Below are 21,931 nucleotides of genomic sequence, written 5' to 3' on the forward strand. Positions count from 1 at the left end.
GTACTGCAATAATTTTCTTTTAGGGGTAACATGAATATGTATGATTATATAATTGTTGGTGCTGGATCCGCTGGATGTGTTCTCGCTAATCGCCTTTCAGCCGATCCGTTGAAGCGTGTTTGCTTACTTGAGGCCGGGCCGCGAGATACAAACCCGTTAATCCATATGCCGCTAGGTATTGCTTTACTTTCTAATAGTAAAAAACTTAACTGGGCATTTCAAACTGCACCGCAGCAACAACTTAATGAGCGCAGTCTATTTTGGCCCCGAGGGAAAACGCTAGGTGGTTCAAGTTCGATCAATGCGATGGTCTATATCCGGGGTCATGAGAATGATTACCATGCTTGGGAGCTCGCGGGTGGGGCTTATTGGGGATGGAACCGTGCTTTCGAGTTGTTCAAAACACTTGAGCGCAACCAGCGGTTTGATAAATCAAACTACCATGGTACGAGCGGAGAACTGGTTGTTAGTGATTTAAAGGATATAAATCCACTGAGTAAATCATTTGTCCAAGCTGGTATGGAGGCTAAAATTAGCTTCAACGGTGATTTCAACGGTGCTCACCAAGAGGGCGTAGGTTTTTATCAAGTAACCCAAAAGCATGGGCAGCGCTGGAGTTCCGCTCGTGCATTTTTGCATGATGTAATTGATCGACCTAATCTAGATATCATTACTGAAGCGCATGCTACAAAAGTACTTTTTGAAGATCGTAAGGCAGTAGGGGTGTCTTATATAAAACGCAATATGAATCATCAGGTTAAGACTACAGATAGTGGTGAGGTGATTCTTTCTCTTGGTGCGGTCAATACACCTCAACTTTTAATGCTGTCTGGAGTTGGACCGGCAGCCGAGCTTAAGGGGCATGGCATTACCCTAGTGCACGACCTTCCTGAAGTTGGACAAAATCTTCAAGACCACTTGGATATTACTCTGATGTGTGCTGCAAACTCCCAAGCACCGATAGGCGTGGCGTTCTCTTTCATACCGCGTGCGGTTGTGGGTTTATTGTCCTATATTTTTAAGCGTAAGGGTTTTCTGACGAGCAATGTGGCAGAGTCAGGTGGCTTTGTAAAAAGCTCTCCTGAACGTGATCGACCTAATCTGCAGTTTCACTTCCTGCCAACCTATTTAAAGGATCACGGTCGTAAAATAGCTGTTGGTTATGGTTACACGCTACACATATGTGATCTTTTACCTAAAAGTCGAGGAAGGGTTGGTCTCAAAAGTGCTAACCCACTGGATGATCCACTAATTGAACCCAATTATCTTAGTGACCCTGAAGATATTAAAACTATGATTGCTGGCGTTAAGATTGGCCGCGCTATCTTTGAGGCCCCGTCCATGGCTCAGCATTTTAAACGGGAAATAGTCCCAGGTCCTGCTGTTACCAGCGATGATGAAATAGTTGCAGATATTCGTAGTAGAGCTGAGACAATCTATCACCCAGTAGGTACTTGTAGAATGGGTAAAGATCCATCGTCAGTTGTTGATCCAAGCCTGAAAGTGCGTGGCTTAACAAATCTAAGAGTTGTTGATGCATCCATTATGCCGAATCTAGTCGCCGGGAATACAAACGCTCCGACGATTATGATTGCTGAAAATGCTGCGGAAATAATTTTGCGGAAAATTGATATGGATTCATTGGATGCGAGCATTAATTTTAGACACAATAATTTTTCGCCAGAACTGCTTTAGCGTTGGTTTTCACTCAATGTATGAGTAAGCGTTTTACTGAAGTAACTGCTGTAAATATTTTTAATCGTGAATCTGGAACCGCGCTATGATTGGTAATATGATGCATAAGCAGTTGATCATTAGTTCACTTATTGATCATGCTGAGCGATACCATGGTAGTACAGAGGTAGTTTCTGTTGAAACCTCTGGCGAAGTAACAAGGACTTATTGGTCTGGGGTGGCGCAGCGTGCCCGTAAGCTTGCGTCCGCACTAGGCAAAATGGGGCTCACACAAAGTGATCGTTGTGCAACCATTGCCTGGAACAATGTTCGCCATCTTGAGATTTACTTCGGTATTTCAGGTGCTGGGATGGTGTGCCATACAATCAACCCTAGGCTATTCAAAGAGCAGATCGCTTATGTGATAAATCATGCGGAGGACAAAGTAGTATTTTTTGATGAGACATTCTTGCCTATAATTGTTGAGCTGGATGGGCTATTAACAACGGCCAAAGCCTTTGTCTTGATGGGATGTGCAGATTTACAAGCTTCCGCCAAGATACCAGGATTGCTTTTCTACGAAGATCTGATTCGACAAGGTGATGATGACTATGTATGGCCTGATGTCGATGAAAGTGAGGCTTCTAGTCTCTGTTATACTTCGGGTACTACGGGGAATCCTAAGGGCGTACTTTACTCACACCGCTCCACAGTTCTACATTCGATGACGACTGCAATGCCAGATACGCTAAATTTGTCTGCGCGAGATACAATTTTACCAGTCGTTCCGATGTTTCATGTAAATGCGTGGGGTATTCCATACTCAGCTGCTATGGTGGGTGCAAAATTAGTTCTTCCGGGCCCTGCGCTTGATGGCGCTAGCTTAGCGAAGCTAATTGACCAGGAACGTGTCAGTATTGCTCTTGGAGTGCCTGTTATTTGGCAGGGGTTGTTAACCTCCTTAGCAGAAAGTGGATCGAAAGCAGAAAGCCTTACTCGAACTGTTGTAGGAGGCTCAGCGTGCCCTCCATCTATGATTAAAGAATTTAACGATCTATATGGTATTGAAGTTATTCATGCTTGGGGTATGACTGAGCTTTCTCCATTTGGTACGGCAAATACGCTGCTCGGGCATCAAGTGAATTTGCCATTGGATAAGAAACTTGCACTGCGCCAAAGCCAGGGGCGTCCACCTTATGGTGTCGAACTGAAGATAGTTGATGATGAGGGTGCCACACTGCCTGAAGATGGTGTCTGCAAAGGCAATCTTATCGTTCGAGGTCATTGGGTTATTAAAGATTATTTTCGTAGCACTATTGGTACAACCCTCTCGAATGGATGGTTTCCAACTGGTGATGTGGCCACTATTGATCACGATGGCTTCATGACGATTTGTGATCGCGCAAAGGATATTATAAAGTCCGGTGGCGAGTGGATTAGTACAGTAGAGTTAGAAGGTATTGCGATTTCGCATCCAGCGATAGTTGATGCTGCAGTCATAGCGGTAAAGCACGAAAAGTGGGATGAACGTCCGCTTCTTGTTGTAGTCAGAGCCCCAGATTCAAGTCTTACGGACAATGATTTGCTTTATTATTTCGAAGGAAAAGTGGCTAAATGGCAAATTCCTGATGCTGTTATATTTGTTGATGAGTTGCCGCGCAATGGAACTGGTAAAATTCTGAAGAATCGTTTGCGTGAGAAATACGCTGATATTCTAGCGTGACGCTTTCGGTGCGAACTCGGGCTGATTTTTTTAAAAGTCAGTCTCTGTGAAATGTAGTAACTTGTTTCATGAATTTATTTTTATAATAAAAATGGAGATGCATCATGAGTCCGACTTTTGTGAAAAATATCTCAATGTGGATTTCGGTAAGTGGTTCTGTGTTAGGTGCCGCCGACGCGTTGTCAGGCGAAACCTATTCGAGAGGAGCTGGTTACAATAAGGGCGACTGGGTTGCAAGCTTAAATCTTTCTAAAGTTTATGTCGATGAGACATTGGGCCCGCTAAATATAGGCGGGGCTACTGTGCCTAGCGCTGCTGTAAGCATTGGCAATGACACAACAGTTACTTTTGATATTTCCTACTTTATTACTGATAAAGTGGCGCTGGATCTTTTTGTGGGAGTTCCAGCTAGAGCTAAATTTCAAGGTGAAGGTTCCATCTCTGCACTGGGAAGAGTCAGTGAAGTTGACTATGGTCCTGCAATTTTATCACTCCAATATCATTTCGATAATTTCGAACGATTTTATCCATATGTTGGGTTGGGTGTCGGGCGGGTATTTTTCTTTGACAAAACTGATGGTGCCTTGACTTCATTTGATATCGAAGATAAATGGGCACCTGCTGTTCAGGTCGGACTTAGATATGATGTTGGTAACTCATGGATGCTAAATTCAGATCTACGCTATATTCCGTTCGAAACTGATGTCTCTGGCACATTTGGATCGGCGCCTGCTTCTACCAAGATTGAGGTTGATCCTTTCATCCTGAGCCTCGGGGCATCATATATGTTCTAATTATTTATTGTTCTTCATTTAACAGCATTCTTTAGGCTGTAAAGAGTGCTGTTAATACTTTTTTTTAATATAAGTATTTAAATTTTATGGTGTTTATTTAGGTCGAATTTTCTTCTAATGGAGGGGGTATGAGTATCAATAGTTCGCTGCGGTATCGTTTTTTATTGATTGTTGCTATGGCAGGATTTTTGTTTTTGGTTGCGCTGTTCGGGATGCGATTAATGTATAAGTTGACTGAGTTCTCTTATTATGAGAGGGAGCATGTTGTTGCCTTGAGTAATGTACATTATGAGTTACAGAAAAAAGAAGCAAACATTATTTATATAATGGAACAGGTTCGGAGGGCGCGCAGGCAAGCTGTATCTGTAAATGGTATGTGGGAGGGTGACAAGGCTCTTTTAAAACTATTAGGGAAGGGGTTGATCCTAGAGCTTTCTGATACTTCATCAGAAAGGCTTGGGCAGTTCGTTGAGTATGCAAGTGGTATTTATAAAGATAGGATTTCTTCTGAGCAGATTGAGGAAATGAAACGGCTTGTGAGTTGGTCGTATAATAACTCTGATCGCTTTGGGGTTGAGCTTGCAGATATTTCGCGGCGTGTTAAGTCTTATGTTTTTTTCACTTTTTTAGTAATTAATGGTCTCTTCTTTTTCATTATTTATCTTCTTATGAAGAGAACCCTTGAGTCAATAACTGGAATGATTCATGTGATGGATGGCATGTCAAAAGGTGATCTTACATACTGTGCTGCACCGAGAAATGATGAAGTAGGTAAAATGCAGTTATCCGTCATGGCTATGGCTGCCGGAGTGCGCGTCTTGATTGAATCAATAAAAAACGTACAAGTTGATCTGTCTAATTCAGCACTTGAGGCTTTAAGGGTTTCACAAGGTACGTCTAGTGATCTATGTAAACAGTCAACTAAGGTTGACGAATTTGTCAGTGCATTATCACAGATTTCTTCCGCAATAACGGAAACATCCAATGCGGCAAGTAAGTCTGAAGTACTGTCATCTGAGGGGCAGCGGTTGGCGGTTCTTGGTCAAGAGTCTATTGGTAACGCTGTCTCATCTATAAATGCTCTGTCAGAATGGGTTAATGATTCATGCATGGCTATTAAGTGCATTGAAACTGATATTGCAAAAATAGGTACAATTGTTGATATTATTGATCAAATCACAGATCAAACAAATCTTCTGGCTTTAAATGCGGCAATTGAGGCGGCACATGCCGGCGAGGCTGGGAAAGGGTTTGCTGTTGTAGCTGATGAAGTTAGAAGCTTAGCTCAGCGTACAAATAATTCCACCTATGAAATACAGGCAATGATCGCGTCTTTAAATAAAAGCATATTAGTTGCTCTCGATGTAATTAAACATTGTGTGGTTGAGTCAAAAAATAGTGTCGTTGCAGCTGACGAAGCTAGTAGATTAATTTATGAGATTGTAGATTCTGTATCCAAAATAATGTTGCAGATTTCACAAGTTGCAGCCGCTTCAGAAGAGCAGAGCGCAGTTGTAGAAGATATGTTGGGTAATGCGAATGTTATTAGAGACATTGCTGCGGGAATTGAGCTGGGTAGTGGCAGGATAACGGAAGTAAATCAATCTTTAGTTAAATTGGCTGGCAGTTTGGGTGGGGCTGTAGAGATATTTAAGTTAGATTGATTTTAGATTGCTCTGTAATTTTTAAAAGTGCGGTTTTTAAGGTTTCGTGTCGACCGTACTTAGATGCTGCGTGTGGCGGCGGTTGTTTCCGATTATGGCCTATGAGCAGTAGTAGCGTGCAAGGCTAAAGACAGCGGCACCGAGCGGCCTTAGCGAACGGGTGTGGAAGTCACAATTCAAGTCTAGCGTGGCCGTGCCTGTGGTTGTCAATGTGACAGCCATAAAATTCGTCTACAAATCAGCGACTCACAAGAATTGCCATCCTGCAAAATAAACAGGTACCCCTGTGGGTGAACTAATGTTGTCAGCGGTGCTGAGTATAGGTTCATTAATCGTCGTGTTTGTGTACGGCGCTCCGATTTTGAAGGGACTGCCTTTTATTTGGTCTGCTTGGCTTCATCGATGCCATCCCTGGCAGTATCTGGTTGTTTAACTACATCTGGCCCAGCGGCAGCAAGGAATGAATAGACAAAATGTCAGCCGAGTTATTTGTCACGAGCGTTAGATCAGAAGGATAACGACATGACCTCTTCGCAGGATACGGACCATTCCGACTGCGGTGTAGTACCAGGGCAATCACGTAAAGTAGGCCTGGCGCTGGGCAGCGGTTCGGCGCGTGGGCTCGCTCATATTGGTGTGATCCGTGCCATCGAAGCAGCCGGCATCGAAGTGGACGTCATCGCTGGCACCAGTATCGGTGCACTGATCGGGGCGATCCAGGCTGCCGGCCAACTGGAAGAACTGGAAACCACCTTTCAGTCGTTCGACTGGAAAATGACGGCTTCTTTCTTCGATGTAGTGTTGCCTAGGTCGGGCTTGCTCGACGGTGCGAAAGTTAGCGCCTTGCTACGCGCGCACGTTCAGGCCAAGACTATCGAGGCATTGCCTACGCCCTTTGCCTGCGTGGCAACCGATATCGTCAACGGCGAGGAGATCGTGATCCGCTCGGGCGACCTGATCGAGGCTGTGCGTGCAAGCATCTCGGTACCCGGCATCTTCACCCCGGTGCGCAGCAACGGTCGAATTCTGGTAGATGGCGGACTCACCAATCCCGTGCCGATAAGCGTCGTGCGCGCTATGGGAGCCGGCCCAGTGATCGCAGTCGACCTCAATCAACAAATCGTCCCCGGAAAGAACTTCAAACCGGTGCAGGGTTGTGATGCTTCGACCAGTACAGGAGACGGTCCGGCAGACAAGTTTTCATGTTGGGTAGGCGACTATCGGCTAAGCATGACGGATATACAGCGCAAGTTGATTGCTGGGGATGATTCCGTCTCGATGCAATTCAGGACATGGCTTTCCCAGGAACCGCTACCCAATATTTTCGACGTGTTGCTAGCCTCGATTAACATCATGGAAACGAGCATCACCCAATCGCGCTTGAGCTTGGATCGACCGGATTTGCTCATCCAGCCTCCGCTGGGACACATCCGTTTTCTGGACTTCGGCCACGCCGAGGAAATTATTGCCATCGGTTATGGACACACTCAGCGGCAATTGGCCTCACTATCACCCCATATCTTGCGAAGCCTGCAAAGAAGGAACACCCCCTGTGAATAGAGCCATCCACACCATACTGCTGGTATTGACTTCTGGCGTGCTGGCAGGATGCGGGCAGTCTGCGGATACGCCTTCAACTGTAGGTCTAAAAAGCTGGAATCTGAGTACTTTTACAGTGGCTGCTGTCGATGTCCCTATTGACTACACGACCGTCGGCTCCGTGGTGTCCGACCAGCGCATAGAGGTCACGTCCAAGGTGAGTGGTTACATCCATGAGTTGCAGGTGCGGGAGGGTGACCGGGTGCAGCGTGGAGAAATCATTGCCAAACTCGATGGTGCCAACATCGAAGGTGGCATCCGCCAGAGCAGGGCGGAACTTAGTGCGGCTAACTCAGCCTTTGCCGATGTCCAGATCGATTTCGAGCGTTTTAAGCGCCTCTATGAGCGGGGTTATATTTCCGAGTATGAGTGGCGCAAGATCCGCCTCAAGCGTGATGTTGCCAAAGAGTTACTGAATCAGGCGCAAGCTGCGCAGGAGACGGCGGATGCACAGCGCGCCTACATCGAAATAAGGAGTCCAGGCGACGGCGTGGTGGTGGCTCGCTTGAAGCGTGCCGGTGATATGGCCCAGCCGGGCGAACCGATGCTCATCCTGGAGGTAGGCCGTACCTTGCTGTTCGACACGTCTGTCAGCGAAGCCCATGTTGCTGCGATTGCTGTAGGGAGTTCGGTACGCGTGAAGATCGATGTGCTGCCTCAGGTGCTACAAGGTATGGTGAGCCGTGTCGTGCCCTCGGGTGACCCGGTCAGCCGCAGCTATCAGTTGAAAATCGCGCTGCCCAATACCAAGAATCTGCTGCCGGGCATGTTCGGCCGTGCCAGTTTTGTCATCGGGGACAGCCAGGCTGTGCTAATTCCGCCGCAGGCGCTGGTGGAACGAGGTGGACTGCGCGGAGTGTTCCTGGTTGACGACGCAGGGCTGGCACGTTTTCGCTGGTTACGCACGGGCCGCGAGTGGCCCAAGGGTATTGAGATCGCAGCAGGCCTTCTGGTGGGTGAGCAGATAGTCGCAGTGGTCGCTCCTGGCCTGCGCGAAGGTGACCGCATCACTAGTGCTGAATATCCATGAGCCAGCGCAAAGTCAATATCGCGGGGCACTTGGCCGAAATCTTCGTCACCTCAAAACTGACTCTACTATTCATGCTTGCCTGCGCCGTGCTCGGCATGCTGGCCATCCTCCTCACGCCACGCGAGGAAAACCCGCAAATCATCGTCCCCGGTGCGCAGGTGCGGGTATTGCTGCCTGGTGCTTCCGCTGTTGAGGTGGAGCAACTGGTGATTCGTCCGCTGGAAGACATTGTCAAGCAAGTCCCCGGCGTCGACCATACCTTCGCTACATCGATGAACTCCGTCGGCTTTCTTACCGTGCAGTTCGAGGTAGGTCAGGACAAGGAAAAATCCTTGGTCAAGCTCTACGACCGGATTCTCAGTCAGCGCGATCGTCTGCCCGCCGATGCCAGTGCACCACTCATTATTAGCGTGGACGTGGATGACGTACCCATCGTAACGGTGACTCTGGCCTCGCAAACGTATGATGATTACGCTTTGAAGCGGTTGGCTGATCGCTTGCTTGACGGCTTACGCAGTCTGGAGTCAGTTTCCGCGACCTATATCAAGGGCGGACGCGACCGGGAGGTACGCGTGGAGCTTGAGCCGGATAGCTTGGAGGCGTTCGCCGTAACCGTCGATCAGGTTCGCGCTTTCCTTACCACTGCCAATGTCTCGGCTCCCTTGGGGAGTGTGGTGCAGCAGGGCCATAATCGCAGTGTATTTCTCGATGGCTATCTCACCTCAGAGGATGACCTGAAACAATTAATTGTTGGTAGTCATGCTGGTCGGCCCATTTACCTTGACGATGTAGCGGTCATCGTTGACGGCCCGGCCGAGGAACGCACTCAGCTGTCACGTTTTACCTTCGGCCCTGCAGACCCGCGTTTTGGCAAAAATTCGGATCCTGAAATGCCCGCAGTTGCTCTAGCGGTTGCCAAAAAACCTGGCACCAACGCGGTGGTTGTCGCTGACGAGGTACTCGCCCGCATCGAGCGAATGCGGCAACAGTTTATCCCCGCTGGGGTGGAACTCGTGGTTACCCGTAACGATGGTCAAAAAGCTGATGCCGCCGTGAATGTGTTGATTGAGCACTTGGGTATCGCGGTCTTTTCAGTTTTTCTGGTCATGGTGCTTTTTCTCGGTCTGAAGGAAGCCTTAATCGTGGGCCTTAGCGTCCCCCTGATTTTGGGGCTGACCCTGGGCGTGAATTACCTGTTCGGCCCCACCATCAACCGTCTGACTCTATTCGCCCTGATCCTGTCCCTCGGCCTGCTGGTGGATGCGGCCATCGTGGTTATTGAAAATATCCACCGGCGCTACGCTCATCTGGGGCGGAGTGATAAGCGTGCGGTCACGGTACAGGCTACCAATGAAATCGGTAGTCCTACGAATCTGGCGACCATCGCCGTGATGCTGGTATTTATCTCGCTGATGATGGTAACCGGTATGCTCGGGCAATATTTCTACCCGATTGCTTTCACCGTGCCCGTTGCCATGCTGGCCTCGCTGTTGGTGGCCTATACCATTACCCCCTGGGCTGCCAACCGCTGGCTCCAGCCTGGCGAGGGACATGATCTTGAAGATCACAACAGCAAGGATCGGTTACACCGTTTCTACCACGCCCTGATGACACCGCTGATCGATCGTCCGCGGTTGCGTCGAGGCGTTCTGCTGGGCGTGGCTACTGCTATCCTGCTTTCTCTGCTGCAACCGGCGTGGCAGTTCATGCGCCCTGCGGGAATAAGCGGAGCGCAGTCCTGGCTTGGCGTCGAGATGGCCATGCTGCCAAAGGACAACAAGAACACCTTCAATATTGTCCTTGCCATGCCCGAGAGCAGCCCGCTAGAAACCACCGACCGGGTCGTACGAGAGATCGGTGCCGTATTGCGGCAAAACACTTTTATCCTTAACTATCAGAGCTGGCTCGGTGAGGCCGGTGTGGTCGATTTCAATGGCCTATTGCGCGGCACCGGCAACAAGACCGGGCCACACATAGCGGAAATACGGGTTAACCTGATTGATAAGGCAAGGCGCAGCACGACGTCAATTGAAATTGTCCGAGATCTGCGTCAAAGCCTTCTGGCCATTCAGTCACGCTACCCCGGTAGCGTCATCCAGTTGCTTGAGGATTCCCCTGGGCCGCCAGTGCGCGCCATGGTCGTGGCCGAAATCTACGGGTCAGACCTGGCGCAACTTAGGGCGATCGGCAAGCAAGTCGAAGAGGCTTTCAGGGCTACTTACGACATGGTCGAGGTGAATGACTCCGAACCGGATGATGTACCGGAGTATCGGCTGGTGGTGGACCGGGAAAAAGCTGCACTGTCCGGTGTGACCACCGCCGAGGTAGCGATTGCCTTGCGGCGTCTGCTGGACGGTGAAGAGCTCGGGCGAGTGCACATTGCCGGAGAAAAGAACGCCGTTCCCATCCGTCTGAAAATTCCTCGCCGTCACCAAATCGACCCGGCATTGTTGTCGCGGATTCACCTGGCTGGTCGGGAGGGTAAAAGCGTGCCCTTGTCCGGACTGGTTCGTATCGAGTCGACCCTGACCGAACGTCCCATCCAGCACAAAGACGGCGAGCGCGTCCTGTATGTCGGCGGTGAGCTTGTCAGTACAGCCCCAGTATTCGCCGTATTGGATCTGGACCGGCGGCTGGACGGTTTGCTGCTTGCCAACGACGAACGCCTGGGCACCGGGAATTTGCGTCTTACTCCTGCGGTGCCTGACACCATCGATGGTTACCATCTGCTGTGGGATGGAGAAATACGCATGACGCTGGACACTTATCGCGACATGCTCGGTGCACTGGGGCTGGCTCTTACGCTCATTTATCTAATGCTGGTGGCCTACTATCAGTCCTTCGCCATCCCTCTGGTTGCCATGGCTGCGATTCCTTTGGGGCTGGTGGGTATCTTTCCGGGGCACTGGCTAATGGGTCAATCCTTCACCGCCACTTCCCTGATCGGAGTCATCGCCCTGGCTGGAGTGGTGGTGCGAAACTCGCTGCTGATCATAGACTTTGTGCTCGATTATCGGCACCAGGGTATGAGCTTGCGCAAAGCCATCCTGGAAGCAGGGGCGGTGCGTCTGCGTCCTATTCTTCTGACTGCATTGGCGATCATCTTTGGCAGCATGATCATGCTTAGCGACCCGGTATTTGGTGGGCTGGCGATTTCTCTGATCTTCGGCACACTGTCCGCGACGATACTTACGCTGATCGTGGTACCGATTCTACTTTATCGACTGCTTAGGCAGCATTCTCCCAGTGAGCGTGCGACCGTGTGAACATTAATCCGATCAGACTGCCGCGAAGACTTCACCATGTTCGAGTCCAATAATCCGCCTGTTAGATGAGGTCTTGAATGCCATTTGATCAGCGGCGGTTACGACTAACTGCCGCGTTTCATGACCCGCAGTATCCAGCACTACCAGGAAGTGATGGCGTGGCTGCTGGACAAGAACATCGGCATACCCAAGTACTTCATCGATATCGTCATCAAGTCTCCAGTGCTCAAGGATGGTGCGCAGTTGCGTAAGCTGCTGAGCCACCATTGATTGGTCGACGAAAACCTTCAGTCCTTGTAACGCTGGACGATCAGTGCCTCGAGTACCGCGTCCTCCTGAACGGGAAGTGGCCCTGGTCGCGGCCAGTGAACCCTAAACCTACCCTTAGCTGATCTTTGGCCACAAAAAGGGCTACGACTTCACGTAACCATTTGATTTATATGGTTCCAGTATCGCCCAATCAGGGCGACCCCGGGGCCTATTGATTACAAGACAGTTGTAGGTAGGGGTTGGCGGGAGGGGCATCATCAAACAGATACTGCGGATCTGCCAGCAGGTAGCCATGCAGTCGCCGTGATTTGCGTGGCCCCGTCACCTCGCACGTCCAGATATTCAGGCCACTAGCTTGCTTGCGGTGCAGTTGCAGCTTCTCGAAACGTTTCTGCACCCACTGCCAGTCGGCGACTTGGTCCTGCTTGGCGAGTGTGGCCGTTTGCGGGTGCTCTTGCGCGTAGCGCTGGAACACACCAGGGCTGACCAGGAACGCCGTGTCGGCCACGGTATGCACCAGGGCCTTGGCGTCATTGATGATGAGCTTGCGGCTCTGGACGCACTGCTGCAGCCAGGCCATGAAGTGTTCGCCGGAAGGTGGTTCCCGCGTGATTTCGTTGTTCGAGGAGGAGGGGAGCGCTGGGGCGGGTGGCGACGTTGGGTCGGCCCCGTGGGAATATGCGGACGGCTCATCGACGCCGATTGCTCGTGACGGTTCAATCGCCGGCCCCTGCTCGGTCGGTTCGCTATCGGAGGTGCTGAGCAATGTCAGCAGGGCATCGACGCTATCGATAGCGGGTCCTGCGGACGGAGCAGTTGCGGCAGCGGCGGGCGAGAGGTCGCCGGTATCGGCTGGTGGTGGTGCGGGGGCGTCATCTTGGGGCTTCAGCTCCGCCGCCACGGTGCCGGTGAACGGTGCCGGCCGATCGTCTCCCTCCCAAATTAGGGCCGGGGCCAGCCGCAGCAGCGTAAATGTGTGCGACCACCCAGCTTCGCTCGTGACGGTTGCCCGCCAGATCGCCCTGCCATCCGGCGTGGGCTGGAGCATGCCGTGGTCCTGCAGCACGTTGAACACGGCGGTGTTGTTGGCGGGGATGCCGTCGATGCCCTGTGCCAGCAGGTGGGCGCGTAGCTTGTCCGACACCGTCTTGCTGACCAGCCAGAGGGCGTCCTGGGTCAACCAGCCATCCGACGCCTGGGGCTGGTTGAGTTTCAGTTCTTCCTTGAGCAAGTAGCGCAGCCCGTCGAGCAGCTTGCGCTGCAGGGCGTGCTTCGGTGCCGCCATGGCACGTGCTGGATCGCCGCCCAGGGCTTGGGCCACCGAAGCACGGTCGGCCTGAATCACCAGCTCGCCGAGGACGCCGGCGTGTTCGTACTGACCGGCCAGGACGTACAGCAGTGCGGACCAGAGCGGGGGATAGCTGCTGAGCCAGTCGAGAATTTCGCAGTCGAGCACCTGCCGGTACAGCAGGCCCGTTGCTGCGCTGTGCAGACGGTACTCGCGGTCCTGGCGGTAACGGAAGCGGTAGGGACGGGCCAGTGGGCCGTGCCAGGGGTGCCAATGGCTGCCGTCGCCGTACTCGACATGCAGGTCGACCGCAACCTTGCCGATGTCATGCAGCAGTGCGGCGTAGGCTATGGCGGCGGTCCAGGCTTCCGCCTGCACGACTTGATCCTCCGGCGTGGTGCCGGTGGGCAGCAGATACGACTGCCGCAGCTTGAGCGCATAGGCGACGATTTCCAGGCCGTGGTCCAGCATGCCGCCGGGGTAGGCGTGGTGGTGGCTTTCGGATGCGGGGAGTTGCTGGAGCAACTCGGCGTAGCGCTCCAGTGGTGCAAGGTACAGCGAGGCGAACTGCTTGCGTGAGAGCGAGGTACGTTGCCAGATGTGTTCCAGCAGGCGTTGCCGGCGCGGTGTGGACAGCAGGGAGGCGGCCGACTCCGGCCGCGTCAGCCCTTTGGGGGGCTCGATGGCTGGAGTGGATTGTGCGCCGGTGGTTGGTGATACCCGTTTGCGCTGGAGCAGCGAGAGCATGGCGAACCCCGGTGACGGGCTGCTCAGGGGAGCCTTTTGGCCTTTTCGGGTAGGGCCTTTCCCCTTGACCCCATTCCCTTGCCCCTTCCCAACCCTTTGGCCGTTACGGAAGTCTTTGGGTATAGGGCCGCGGATCCTGCCGAACCACAACCAATGCGGCTTGGCCCAAGTCGGATTGCGGCGGGAAGGCGACCTGTGCCGAACCTACGATGGCACCTTCCTTTTCGAGCAGATGGGGGTGCCATGCTCAGTCAGATTGACGTTGTAAGGAAACATCCTTACCATATGGGCATTGCTATCGGGAGAGCTACGATGCCAGAGATCCATGAAATCGCCACGCTGACCTCCAAGGGCCAGATTACGCTGCCCAAGCCCATTCGGCAGGCGCTGGGTGTGGACACCGGCGCAAAGGTGGCCTTCGATCTGCGCGGAGGTGAAGTCATTGTGTCCCGAGCGGACGCCGAGCACGAAGACCCGGCGATCGGAGCCTTCCTGGGCCTGCTGGAAGCGGACATCCGGGCCGGCCGACATGTCCGGTCCTTGCCGAATGATCTTGCCCTGTCCCTGTTGGCAAATGCAGGCCACGCGGTGAACCTCGATGAGGACATCGAAGGCGAAGTGGCGCTCTGATGCAGCGGCATGGCTGGACCCTGCTGTTCCATGAGGGCGTGATCGAGCAGTTGCGCAAGCTGCAGGTGGCCGCGGAGCGGGCTGAACAGAACGACCCGCAAGGCTTCGAGGGCAACGCCAACGTCAAGCTGTTTCGGGCGTTGAGCCAATTGATCATGGAAGTCGTGCCAAGCGATCCCTCACGCGACGAGTTCCGCCAGGGCAACACCTTGGGGGTGGCGTACCGCCATTGGCGGCGCGCGAAGATCGGGCGGCGATTCCGACTGTTCTTTCGCTACGACTCCAAGGCGAAGGCCATCGTGTTCGCCTGGGTCAACGACGAACAGACCTTGAGGTCGGCGGGAAGCAAATCCGACCCCTATGCCGTATTCGAGAAGATGCTCGGACGAGGCAACCCGCCTGACGATTGGGCGGCTCTGGTAGCGGCGAGCCAGGCGGAGTGGCGCGCATCATAGCAACGCGAGGTCGCACTCGGTTGTGCTGCGGACGAGTCGGCGACATAGCAGGATGAACGATTGGAGGACGGTGATGGTCTACGAAATTAATGCCGCTCTGTTCGGCCGCATTCGCCGCATGCACGATCGTTTCGATGCACTGAGCGACCGAATCGCGGAAGGCTTTGCTAACGTGCCGCCCGCGGAAGGCATTGCTGAAATCGACGCGGCAGTAGCGGCAAGGATGCAGCGCTGATACCGAACCTTGTGCGCAGGCGCTGATTAGTTATTGCATGGCAATTCGTATCTGGTTAGAAAAACATCACAGAATTCAATCATGCGTGCGATGGAACAGGCATTGAGAGAACACGACAGGACAACCATGAGGTAGCCACCATGAAACCCTCTGCACAGACTTCATTTGCGGAGCGCCTGGGCCAAGTGTTGGGCCGGATGTGGCGGGCGTATATGCGCCAGGAGCGGAAGGTGAGTGGCTGGCTGGTTGCTCAAGGTCTGCCGGCCAGTCTTGCCAAGGCAACGCTGGTGGTCGTCAAGCTGGTGGTGCTCGGTGCGCTGCTGTACGTCGCGTTCTGGTTCGTCTTGCTACTGGTTTTTGTGCTGCTGGTTGCTCGTGGTTTTGCGCAACATGAGCAGGACGAAGACCTTTGGACACCCAAAGACGAGCTGCGTCATGGTGAGGCTGGCTATGGGTTGTATTCGTCCAGTGGGCAGCGCATCGACCCTCACGACCCGAATAACCCATACGACGAATAGAAGTCGCATAGCGAGCCTCGTTACAACACCTTGCCCGTTACCTTATTCACGCCTGCGCCAGTGCTGTCTTTGGCATCCTTGGAGCCGACGGCGAGATTCTGAGCGATCACGCCAGCGCTCACGCCAGCCCACCCCAGAGCTGCTACCCAAAACGTAGGCAACACGATGAACATCGTCGCCATCACGAAGCTCACCAGCATGTCCCCAAAGGTGTTGTTGAGTCCGATCAGCGGATCGAAATTCGTGTGCGGCCGGTTCCATCCCCAGCCCCAACCATAGAGCGCATCGAGGATCGTCGAGTCGATCCAGCGCGCGAGCTGAAACCAGAAATCAACGAAGAACAGCGCGAACTGCACGACGCTAATCGTGACCACGGTTTTGAGGTCGTAGGTGCCAATGACGAGCACGAGCGGGATGCAGATGACCAATGCCATCTTGAGCAGTGCCAGCACCATCGGCAGTGCCTGCCGCATTGCGTCCATCGCGGGGAAATAGGCGATGGAGCCGATAGCCAGCCCGACGTCACTGGCGGCACGGGTGGCGACGTTAGGGACGGTCATTTCAATCTGGCCGCCGTAGTCGCTATAGATCGCACCCTGGTTGAGTTTCTGCTGCCGGGGTGACGCAATGGCACGGATTACCGAATCGTTGACCTGATCCTGGGACAGGAAGCCGGCCCAGCCGCCGATTCGGGTCAGCAGGCTGGGGTCGACCTGGCCGAGCAGGCGCGCACGCAGTCCATTCGTGCCGTCGGACCACCATTGGTTGCAGGTCGGATAACCCGCACCGCTGGGCACCTCGGCCAGCCCAGCGTCGCGGGCACTGTCGTAAGGCCAACCCTCGCGTGGCGTCTTCGCGCGGTAGGTGTCGTAGTAGCCCGGCGTGTCGAGGAAGAAGCGTGAGCCGATCCAGGTCACGTCGTACATCTGCTCCTCGTCCAGGTCCGGGCGATTCATGAAGAGCCTGGCACGCGCTGGCCCGTAGCAGTCGTGGGTGAAATCGCTCACCTCCTGGGCCAGCACCGGATCGTCGATGCGCGTGGCATCGACCTCCATACGGATCTGCCGTAAGTCCGTCCCGCACGGAATAGCGGCAACCGAGGCGCCGGTCACGGCGCGCGAAATCGCGTGCATGAAGAACCACCACACCGGCACCTTGGCCGACTGGTTGTTGAGCGTGCTGAAAGACTGCGACCAGCCCGTCTGCGCAGGCTCCGGGACGTTCACCTGGCATTGGATGGAGCGGGTGCGATCGAACCGGAGCGTGTTGAAATCCACGTCGATGAACGGGATGCCGGCGAACAGGATGACCACGATGGCGACGAAGATGCGGTTCTCGATGCGCACGGCCGACAGTGCGCCTTTGTTGCCTTCGTCGGCACCTTCGGCGCGGGCCTTGAGCCATTCCTGAAGGATGATCGCCAGAAACGGAATGGCGAATACGCCGCTGGCGACCAGCACCGCCCAGATGCCGTTGTGGACGATCCAGCTTACCAGGGTTAGGTAATACTCCAGGTAATCGGTGGTGTAGAGGGTCATTGCCGTCTCCGCTCATCCGGCCTGTACGAACTGGCCGATTTCCAGTGCCGCCACCGCAGCGATGGCGGCAATTTCGGCCCTTAGCAGGCGCTTGCCGGCTTCCGGCTCGCGTGCCAGCACCCGGCGGCGCATCCAGAGCCAGCCCCAGGCGGTGCCGGCATAGAGCCACAGCCGCCAGGCCAGGAAATGGCCGGTATGCGCCGTCAGCCATTGCTGCCAGCCCTCGATGCTGCCGGCCAGGTGGATGCCGACGACATTGGCGGCGACCGTTGCCACCAGCAGCAGGATGGCCCACAGCAGCACCAGGGCCACGCGCCGCAGCCAGTGCTGCGATCGCCCCGCGCTCATGCTCACGGGGTGCCTCCACCGCTCGCTGGGCGCTGCAGCTGATCGAGCCGATCGCGGGTCGGGTCGCCTTGATAGATGCCGCGCGAGCCGGCAGAGCGTGCGCTGTGACGCTGGATGATGGCGGTGGGCGAATTGCTCGCCAGCTCGCGGCGCAGTTCCAGCTCGGTCTTTAGGTTGTGGATCTCGCGGTCGAGCAGGTCGCTCTCGTGTGAAACCGCTTTCTGCGCCAGCTCGTTGGCCGCGACGTTTGGCTCTTTGCGCCCGGTCAGCAGCGTGCGCTGCAGCAGCAGTGCTTTTTCGAGCACACTGGACAGCGCGATTTCCGAGGCGAGGCGTCGAGCCAGAATGTCCTGGTCCGGTTCGTCGCGCAGCGCCTCGATCACGCCGCGGGTGATGGGCAGAGAGGCGCTGCCGGCCGCCTGCAGGTTGTCGAAGCTCAGGGGGCGGCTGCCGCTGATCAACTCCTGCAGCGCTTCCAGCTTGGTTTCGTACTCCTCCTGAATCAGCGGCGTTAAGCCGACTCCCGGCGTGGTAACGGTTTTGCTGCAGGTTTCGCAGGTGCGCTGCTCCTGTTCGCCCAGCACCCGCACGGCCCAGGCGGCGGCAGCCGCAGGCGAGCTCCAGGTCTGGCAGGTCAGGTTGCCGGCGCAACTGCTCGGATCGATCGAGCTGGTGTCGTCGACATCGCGCCCGTTGACCAGGTTGTAGCCGGCACGGGTGACGTCGCTGACGACGCGGATCGGGCGCTGCCCGACGCCTCCCGCATTGTCGCCACCGACCCAGGTCACCCCTTCGTTGCCCCGGCTCGTTTCGGTGTGCTCGATGGCGGATACCGCGTCGGTACTGGCGACGGCTTGCTTGAGCACCATGCCGTCGGCGAGCTGGCTCCAGCCAACCTGGCCGCCGGCCACGTCGGCCATCTTCTCCGCCATGGCGCGACAGGTTAGCTTGGAGCGATCGAAATCCAGACGGGCCTGCAGTACGCCGTTGGTGAGAAGGTTGTAGAGCCCCGGATCCGCCCTCTGGATGATCAATGCCGGCAATGACGCCACGGCGGCCGTGGCGTTCTGGATGACCGACGACATGATGGTTTGGAACCCGTTGGTCAAGCCGTTCAACTGGTTCTGGATGGTCGTGGAAATCGACATGTCGCCGCAGGTCAGGTTGCTGTTCCAGCCAACGCCTACGCCGATGGCGCGCATGTTTGATACGGGCGTCATCGACACGGCGCGCCCGCCGCCAATCGAATACAGCACGTCGCCACCGATCACGGCGCCCTGGTGTTGCGCGCCATACTGGTTGACGCTGGTCTGGGCGGATGCACCGGTGCAGGCCAGGACCAGAGCGGCGGCCAGCAGGGCAGTGCGCAGCGTTTCGGAGAACGTGATAGCAGGGTGGATCGTCATGGCTAGCCTCAATTGAAATCCGTGCTGCCAAGGAATGTCTGGCCACGCCTGCGGCAACAGCTATAGGGGCGCCACAGCGCCCAGGCGTAGTCGCCTCGCTGTGCCTGCACGCGGGTTTCGGTGTGAGGAAAGACCGCGCAGGAGCGCGACCGCGTGGGGGTCAGCTCCTGCCACTTGCCCGTCGCCGCGTCGCTCTCGATCAGTGCGCCGGCCGGCCAGTAGCCGTCCCGGGCGTTGACCAGCAGCGGTTGATACACGTGGAGCTGGCCGCGTCGCGTCACGATGTCGCCAGCGCGCTGAGCCACCACCGCGGCGGACTTGTAGTCGTCGGTCTGGTGCAGGAACCCGCCGCGTGGATAGACGTTGCCCCAGAGATTGCGCCCTGCGCGCGTACCGATCTCGCGCTCGCCGGGAATCAGGGCTTCCGGGTACGCCATTTCGGGCACGTTGTAGCGCCACGCGATGGTGTCGAGGGTGCTCAGCAGGTAAGGCATGAAGGCGGTACCGGCACCTTCGCAGCTGTAGCCGAAGCTGGAGGCGAACTGGCTGAACACATAGCCGCCGGGATGGCCGATCACGTCGGCGTTCTTGAACTTCGCCAGGTTGTTTTCGTGGTCCTCGTTCGTGGTGCCGTCGCCGCCGGCTTGTGCCGTGGCATTGGGTTGGCTCATCGACTGAACCTCACCCCAGGGATTGGCACCGGTATTGGAATAGCTGGACACCACCGCGTCGGGTACGTAGTGCCTGACCTTGACCGAGGTCTCCACGGAACAACCGAAATTCGTGCAGAACAGCCAGAAGCAGATTCCGGCAACGCGATACTCCAGGCAGTCCGGCGAGAGCGTCGAGGAGGCGATGGTTGCAGTGTTGAGCGCGAACGACGGGGCTCCCGTCGTCAGCAGGATGGCGGCGATGCCGGCGCGCAGGCGGCGAGAACACATCATGGCTGCGTCCTCCGGTGCGCTTCGATGAGCGCAACCGCCTTGGCGACGTCCGGCTCGCCATAAACCACATAACGTTGGTCGACCACTACAGCGGGGATTGTGACGATTCCCAGGCTCCAGGCATCCACCACGCCTTGATAAGCAGTACCAATACGCGTCTGTAGAGCGTTGCCACCGTCTTTCAGCCGCCGCTGCACGAGGGCGGCACCGCGCGTAGGGTCGGTAGGTAGATGGGCACCCAACTCGGCCTTGATTCGAGCAGGTTGATCCAGCTCGATAAGCCGAGCGCTGATGGGCACCTTTACCGGATGCTGGCTGTCGGTGATGACCAGGATGTCGTCGGCCTGCGCCAGTGGGCTGAGCAGCCCGGCGTAAAGCGCTGCGGCAAGTGGGTACTTGTGCAATGGAGGCAGGCAAGGATGCGGCGCTGGCATGTCGAACTACCGTGAGTTGGTTGTGGCGGTAGTTGACTCGACGAGGGAAATCGCGGCGACAAACAAACGGGAACGGCCACTGCCCGATTAATGTCCTGGGGCGCGTGAAGAACAACGGGAGCCGCAAGGCTCCCGTGAGTGACGCCGTGGGCTACAGCAGGCCGGCCTCGGCGAACGAGAAGGGAATACCCCTGCCAATGACGAAGTGGTCCAGCAGGCGGATATCCACGCACTCCAGGGACGTCTTCAGACGCTGGGTGAGCACCTTGTCCGCAGAGGACGGCTCGGTGTCCCCCGAGGGGTGGTTGTGCGCGATGATCAGGGCCGCGCTGTTGCGCTCCAGAGCGCGCTGGACGACCACGCGGGGATGAATTGTGGCGCTGTCGATGGTGCCTCGAAACAGCGTTTCGCAAGCGATGACCTGATGCCGCGAAGAAAGGAAGCAGGCAACGAACACCTCGTTCGGCTCCTGCATCAGCGCCAATCGCAGGTAGTCCTGTGCGTCTTGCGGGCTCTGCAACAGTGGACCCTGGGCGAACAGCCGATGCTCCAACAGCGAGATGGCCTGCTGGATGATGCGGTTGTCGTTCTCGTTAGATGATGAAATGCGCGATTGCGCGTCGATGACGGTGAGTGACATGGGCATGGGAAACCTCCTGAAACCAAAGGGACGGAGGTTTCCCCGTAAGAGGGCAAGCCCTCCGGGGGATGATTGAGAAAACGGCTGATAAATGGGCATCCGTCCACCGCATGGCGGGCGGTGGTGTGTTCGCCTTCATGGATGCGCAGCGAACGGGATGGTCAGCGCGGCAGCGCCGTAACCTTGAAGACCAGGGCTACCTGGGCATGTCGCCGACAACAACGGCGGACATTCTCTGTGGACTGCGGCGCTAGTCGAACGCAACCCAGGGCAGGGAACTACAACGAATCGGCAAGCAGGTCGCCCCGATTTGAGGGCGGCTGATCCGCAGTTGTCGCGCCAAGGGCGAAAAGAGGGTGGTGGGCCCAGACTCTTCGCGGATCGAGAGCGGATTGAACGCGGACACCAGTGCATCGCCTTCCAACGGGCCGAGCAACAGCAGGGACTGGTCGCTGAGCTCTTCGCGCAGGCGTATAGCGCCGGTGTGGCGGTGATGCCATCGCACAGAGCTTGGGCGGCCTGCGGGTGGCCGCTGTCCAGACAGGCCCGGTCGGTAGTTGCACGTCTGTCCGGGTGCCATTCGCAGGAGGAGGGGGGCGGCAGCGTGCCGAGGTGCCAGGCCTGCGCCAGGATCAGCGCCACAGCAGCCACCAGCCAGGCGGGGCGGGGCGAGGGCATGAGTCGAGCACCTCTTCGCGCGCAGGTTGGGTGCCAATGCGGCAGAGCGC

19 protein-coding genes and 1 pseudogene are annotated in these 21,931 nt (G+C 55.6%); 12 read left to right on the forward strand and 8 right to left on the reverse strand.

What is annotated here, in order from left to right; genetic code table 11:
• Window positions 1–30: 30 nt before the first annotated feature.
• The 8 genes and pseudogenes from FHL16_RS14730 to FHL16_RS34445 all read left to right on the forward strand — a co-directional run.
• Window positions 31–1,695: a GMC family oxidoreductase gene (locus FHL16_RS14730; protein WP_020798867.1), complete on the forward strand. Its 1,665-nt coding sequence runs from the start codon at window positions 31–33 to the stop codon at window positions 1,693–1,695.
• Window positions 1,696–1,780: 85 nt separating this feature from the next.
• Window positions 1,781–3,397: a long-chain-fatty-acid--CoA ligase gene (locus tag FHL16_RS14735; RefSeq protein WP_020798868.1), complete on the forward strand. Its 1,617-nt coding sequence runs from the start codon at window positions 1,781–1,783 to the stop codon at window positions 3,395–3,397.
• A 104-nt stretch (window positions 3,398–3,501) separates the two neighbouring features.
• Complete coding sequence (locus FHL16_RS14740) at window positions 3,502–4,191, forward strand: OmpW/AlkL family protein (RefSeq protein WP_077748602.1); 690 nt, start codon at window positions 3,502–3,504, stop codon at window positions 4,189–4,191.
• Window positions 4,192–5,300: 1,109 nt separating this feature from the next.
• The gene (locus tag FHL16_RS34995) at window positions 5,301–5,855 is read left to right on the forward strand and encodes a methyl-accepting chemotaxis protein (RefSeq protein ID WP_371106615.1); all 555 of its coding nucleotides are present in this window, start codon (window positions 5,301–5,303) and stop codon (window positions 5,853–5,855) included.
• A 522-nt stretch (window positions 5,856–6,377) separates the two neighbouring features.
• The gene (locus FHL16_RS14750) at window positions 6,378–7,415 is read left to right on the forward strand and encodes a patatin-like phospholipase family protein (protein ID WP_020798871.1); all 1,038 of its coding nucleotides are present in this window, start codon (window positions 6,378–6,380) and stop codon (window positions 7,413–7,415) included.
• A complete protein-coding gene (locus FHL16_RS14755) occupies window positions 7,408–8,484 on the forward strand; it encodes an efflux RND transporter periplasmic adaptor subunit (RefSeq protein WP_202979493.1) in 1,077 nt (358 codons plus the stop codon). The genes FHL16_RS14750 and FHL16_RS14755 overlap by 8 nt, the downstream gene beginning before the upstream one ends.
• On the forward strand, window positions 8,481–11,750 hold the full coding sequence (locus FHL16_RS14760; RefSeq protein WP_020798873.1) for an efflux RND transporter permease subunit: 3,270 nt from the start codon (window positions 8,481–8,483) through the stop codon (window positions 11,748–11,750). Before FHL16_RS14755 ends, FHL16_RS14760 begins: the two co-directional genes overlap by 4 nt.
• 21 nt (window positions 11,751–11,771) lie before the next feature.
• Window positions 11,772–12,020, forward strand: a pseudogene (locus FHL16_RS34445) (Lrp/AsnC ligand binding domain-containing protein); the annotation flags it as partial.
• 208 nt (window positions 12,021–12,228) lie between these two features.
• On the opposite strand, the gene mobH reads toward FHL16_RS34445, so the two are convergent.
• A complete protein-coding gene (mobH, locus tag FHL16_RS14770; protein WP_020798875.1) occupies window positions 12,229–14,055 on the reverse strand; it encodes a MobH family relaxase in 1,827 nt (608 codons plus the stop codon).
• A gap of 312 nt (window positions 14,056–14,367) precedes the next feature.
• On the opposite strand from mobH, the gene FHL16_RS14775 reads away from it, so the two are divergent.
• The 4 genes from FHL16_RS14775 (at window position 14,368) to FHL16_RS14785 (ending at window position 15,893) form a co-directional block, all read left to right on the forward strand.
• Window positions 14,368–14,685, forward strand: coding sequence for a type II toxin-antitoxin system PrlF family antitoxin (locus FHL16_RS14775; protein WP_020798876.1), 318 nt, complete (start codon window positions 14,368–14,370; stop codon window positions 14,683–14,685).
• Window positions 14,685–15,140 (forward strand): type II toxin-antitoxin system YhaV family toxin, encoded by a 456-nt coding sequence (locus tag FHL16_RS14780; protein WP_020798877.1) that lies wholly within the window; start codon window positions 14,685–14,687, stop codon window positions 15,138–15,140. The genes FHL16_RS14775 and FHL16_RS14780 overlap by 1 nt, the downstream gene beginning before the upstream one ends.
• 73 nt (window positions 15,141–15,213) lie before the next feature.
• The gene (locus FHL16_RS34035; RefSeq protein WP_020798878.1) at window positions 15,214–15,375 is read left to right on the forward strand and encodes a hypothetical protein; all 162 of its coding nucleotides are present in this window, start codon (window positions 15,214–15,216) and stop codon (window positions 15,373–15,375) included.
• A 140-nt stretch (window positions 15,376–15,515) separates the two neighbouring features.
• Window positions 15,516–15,893: a DUF3742 family protein gene (locus tag FHL16_RS14785; protein ID WP_042955526.1), complete on the forward strand. Its 378-nt coding sequence runs from the start codon at window positions 15,516–15,518 to the stop codon at window positions 15,891–15,893.
• Between the two features lie 20 nt (window positions 15,894–15,913).
• Here the strand turns inward: FHL16_RS14785 and FHL16_RS14790 are convergent, their stop codons facing one another.
• The 7 genes from FHL16_RS14790 to FHL16_RS14820 form a co-directional block, all read right to left on the reverse strand.
• Entirely contained in the window at window positions 15,914–17,431 is a 1,518-nt protein-coding gene (locus tag FHL16_RS14790) for a conjugal transfer protein TraG N-terminal domain-containing protein (protein WP_020798880.1), read from the reverse strand.
• Between the two features lie 12 nt (window positions 17,432–17,443).
• Window positions 17,444–17,779, reverse strand: a complete 336-nt coding sequence (locus FHL16_RS14795) for a hypothetical protein (RefSeq protein ID WP_042955527.1) — start codon at window positions 17,777–17,779, stop codon at window positions 17,444–17,446.
• Window positions 17,780–17,781: 2 nt separating this feature from the next.
• On the reverse strand, window positions 17,782–19,185 hold the full coding sequence (locus FHL16_RS14800; protein ID WP_020798882.1) for an integrating conjugative element protein: 1,404 nt from the start codon (window positions 19,183–19,185) through the stop codon (window positions 17,782–17,784).
• Window positions 19,186–19,193: 8 nt separating this feature from the next.
• Window positions 19,194–20,129: a TIGR03756 family integrating conjugative element protein gene (locus tag FHL16_RS14805; RefSeq protein WP_020798883.1), complete on the reverse strand. Its 936-nt coding sequence runs from the start codon at window positions 20,127–20,129 to the stop codon at window positions 19,194–19,196.
• Complete coding sequence (locus FHL16_RS14810) at window positions 20,126–20,563, reverse strand: TIGR03757 family integrating conjugative element protein (protein WP_020798884.1); 438 nt, start codon at window positions 20,561–20,563, stop codon at window positions 20,126–20,128. Before FHL16_RS14810 ends, FHL16_RS14805 begins: the two co-directional genes overlap by 4 nt.
• Before the next feature lie 151 nt (window positions 20,564–20,714).
• Window positions 20,715–21,209: a RadC family protein gene (radC, locus tag FHL16_RS14815; RefSeq protein WP_020798885.1), complete on the reverse strand. Its 495-nt coding sequence runs from the start codon at window positions 21,207–21,209 to the stop codon at window positions 20,715–20,717.
• A gap of 244 nt (window positions 21,210–21,453) precedes the next feature.
• Window positions 21,454–21,708, reverse strand: a complete 255-nt coding sequence (locus tag FHL16_RS14820) for a hypothetical protein (RefSeq protein WP_020798887.1) — start codon at window positions 21,706–21,708, stop codon at window positions 21,454–21,456.
• Window positions 21,709–21,931 lie beyond the last annotated feature (223 nt).

It is taken from the genome of Pseudomonas sp. FSL W5-0299 (assembly GCF_005930655.1).
Taxonomy (GTDB): domain Bacteria; phylum Pseudomonadota; class Gammaproteobacteria; order Pseudomonadales; family Pseudomonadaceae; genus Aquipseudomonas; species Aquipseudomonas mandelii.

Excerpts from the sequence above, each read along its gene's own strand:
- FHL16_RS14730 (WP_020798867.1), top strand. The coding sequence starts at position 31 with ATGAATATGTATGATTATATAATTGTTGGTGCTGGATCCGCTGGATGT.
- FHL16_RS14735 (WP_020798868.1), top strand. The coding sequence starts at position 1,781 with ATGATTGGTAATATGATGCATAAGCAGTTGATCATTAGTTCACTTATT.
- FHL16_RS14740 (WP_077748602.1), top strand. The coding sequence starts at position 3,502 with ATGAGTCCGACTTTTGTGAAAAATATCTCAATGTGGATTTCGGTAAGT.
- FHL16_RS34995 (WP_371106615.1), top strand. The coding sequence starts at position 5,301 with ATGGCTATTAAGTGCATTGAAACTGATATTGCAAAAATAGGTACAATT.
- FHL16_RS14750 (WP_020798871.1), top strand. The coding sequence starts at position 6,378 with ATGACCTCTTCGCAGGATACGGACCATTCCGACTGCGGTGTAGTACCA.
- FHL16_RS14760 (WP_020798873.1), top strand. The coding sequence starts at position 8,481 with ATGAGCCAGCGCAAAGTCAATATCGCGGGGCACTTGGCCGAAATCTTC.
- mobH (WP_020798875.1), bottom strand. The coding sequence starts at position 14,055 with ATGCTCTCGCTGCTCCAGCGCAAACGGGTATCACCAACCACCGGCGCA.
- FHL16_RS14775 (WP_020798876.1), top strand. The coding sequence starts at position 14,368 with ATGCCAGAGATCCATGAAATCGCCACGCTGACCTCCAAGGGCCAGATT.
- FHL16_RS14780 (WP_020798877.1), top strand. The coding sequence starts at position 14,685 with ATGCAGCGGCATGGCTGGACCCTGCTGTTCCATGAGGGCGTGATCGAG.
- FHL16_RS34035 (WP_020798878.1), top strand. The coding sequence starts at position 15,214 with ATGGTCTACGAAATTAATGCCGCTCTGTTCGGCCGCATTCGCCGCATG.
- FHL16_RS14785 (WP_042955526.1), top strand. The coding sequence starts at position 15,516 with ATGAAACCCTCTGCACAGACTTCATTTGCGGAGCGCCTGGGCCAAGTG.
- FHL16_RS14790 (WP_020798880.1), bottom strand. The coding sequence starts at position 17,431 with ATGACCCTCTACACCACCGATTACCTGGAGTATTACCTAACCCTGGTA.
- FHL16_RS14795 (WP_042955527.1), bottom strand. The coding sequence starts at position 17,779 with ATGAGCGCGGGGCGATCGCAGCACTGGCTGCGGCGCGTGGCCCTGGTG.
- FHL16_RS14800 (WP_020798882.1), bottom strand. The coding sequence starts at position 19,185 with ATGACGATCCACCCTGCTATCACGTTCTCCGAAACGCTGCGCACTGCC.
- FHL16_RS14805 (WP_020798883.1), bottom strand. The coding sequence starts at position 20,129 with ATGATGTGTTCTCGCCGCCTGCGCGCCGGCATCGCCGCCATCCTGCTG.
- FHL16_RS14810 (WP_020798884.1), bottom strand. The coding sequence starts at position 20,563 with ATGCCAGCGCCGCATCCTTGCCTGCCTCCATTGCACAAGTACCCACTT.
- radC (WP_020798885.1), bottom strand. The coding sequence starts at position 21,209 with ATGCCCATGTCACTCACCGTCATCGACGCGCAATCGCGCATTTCATCA.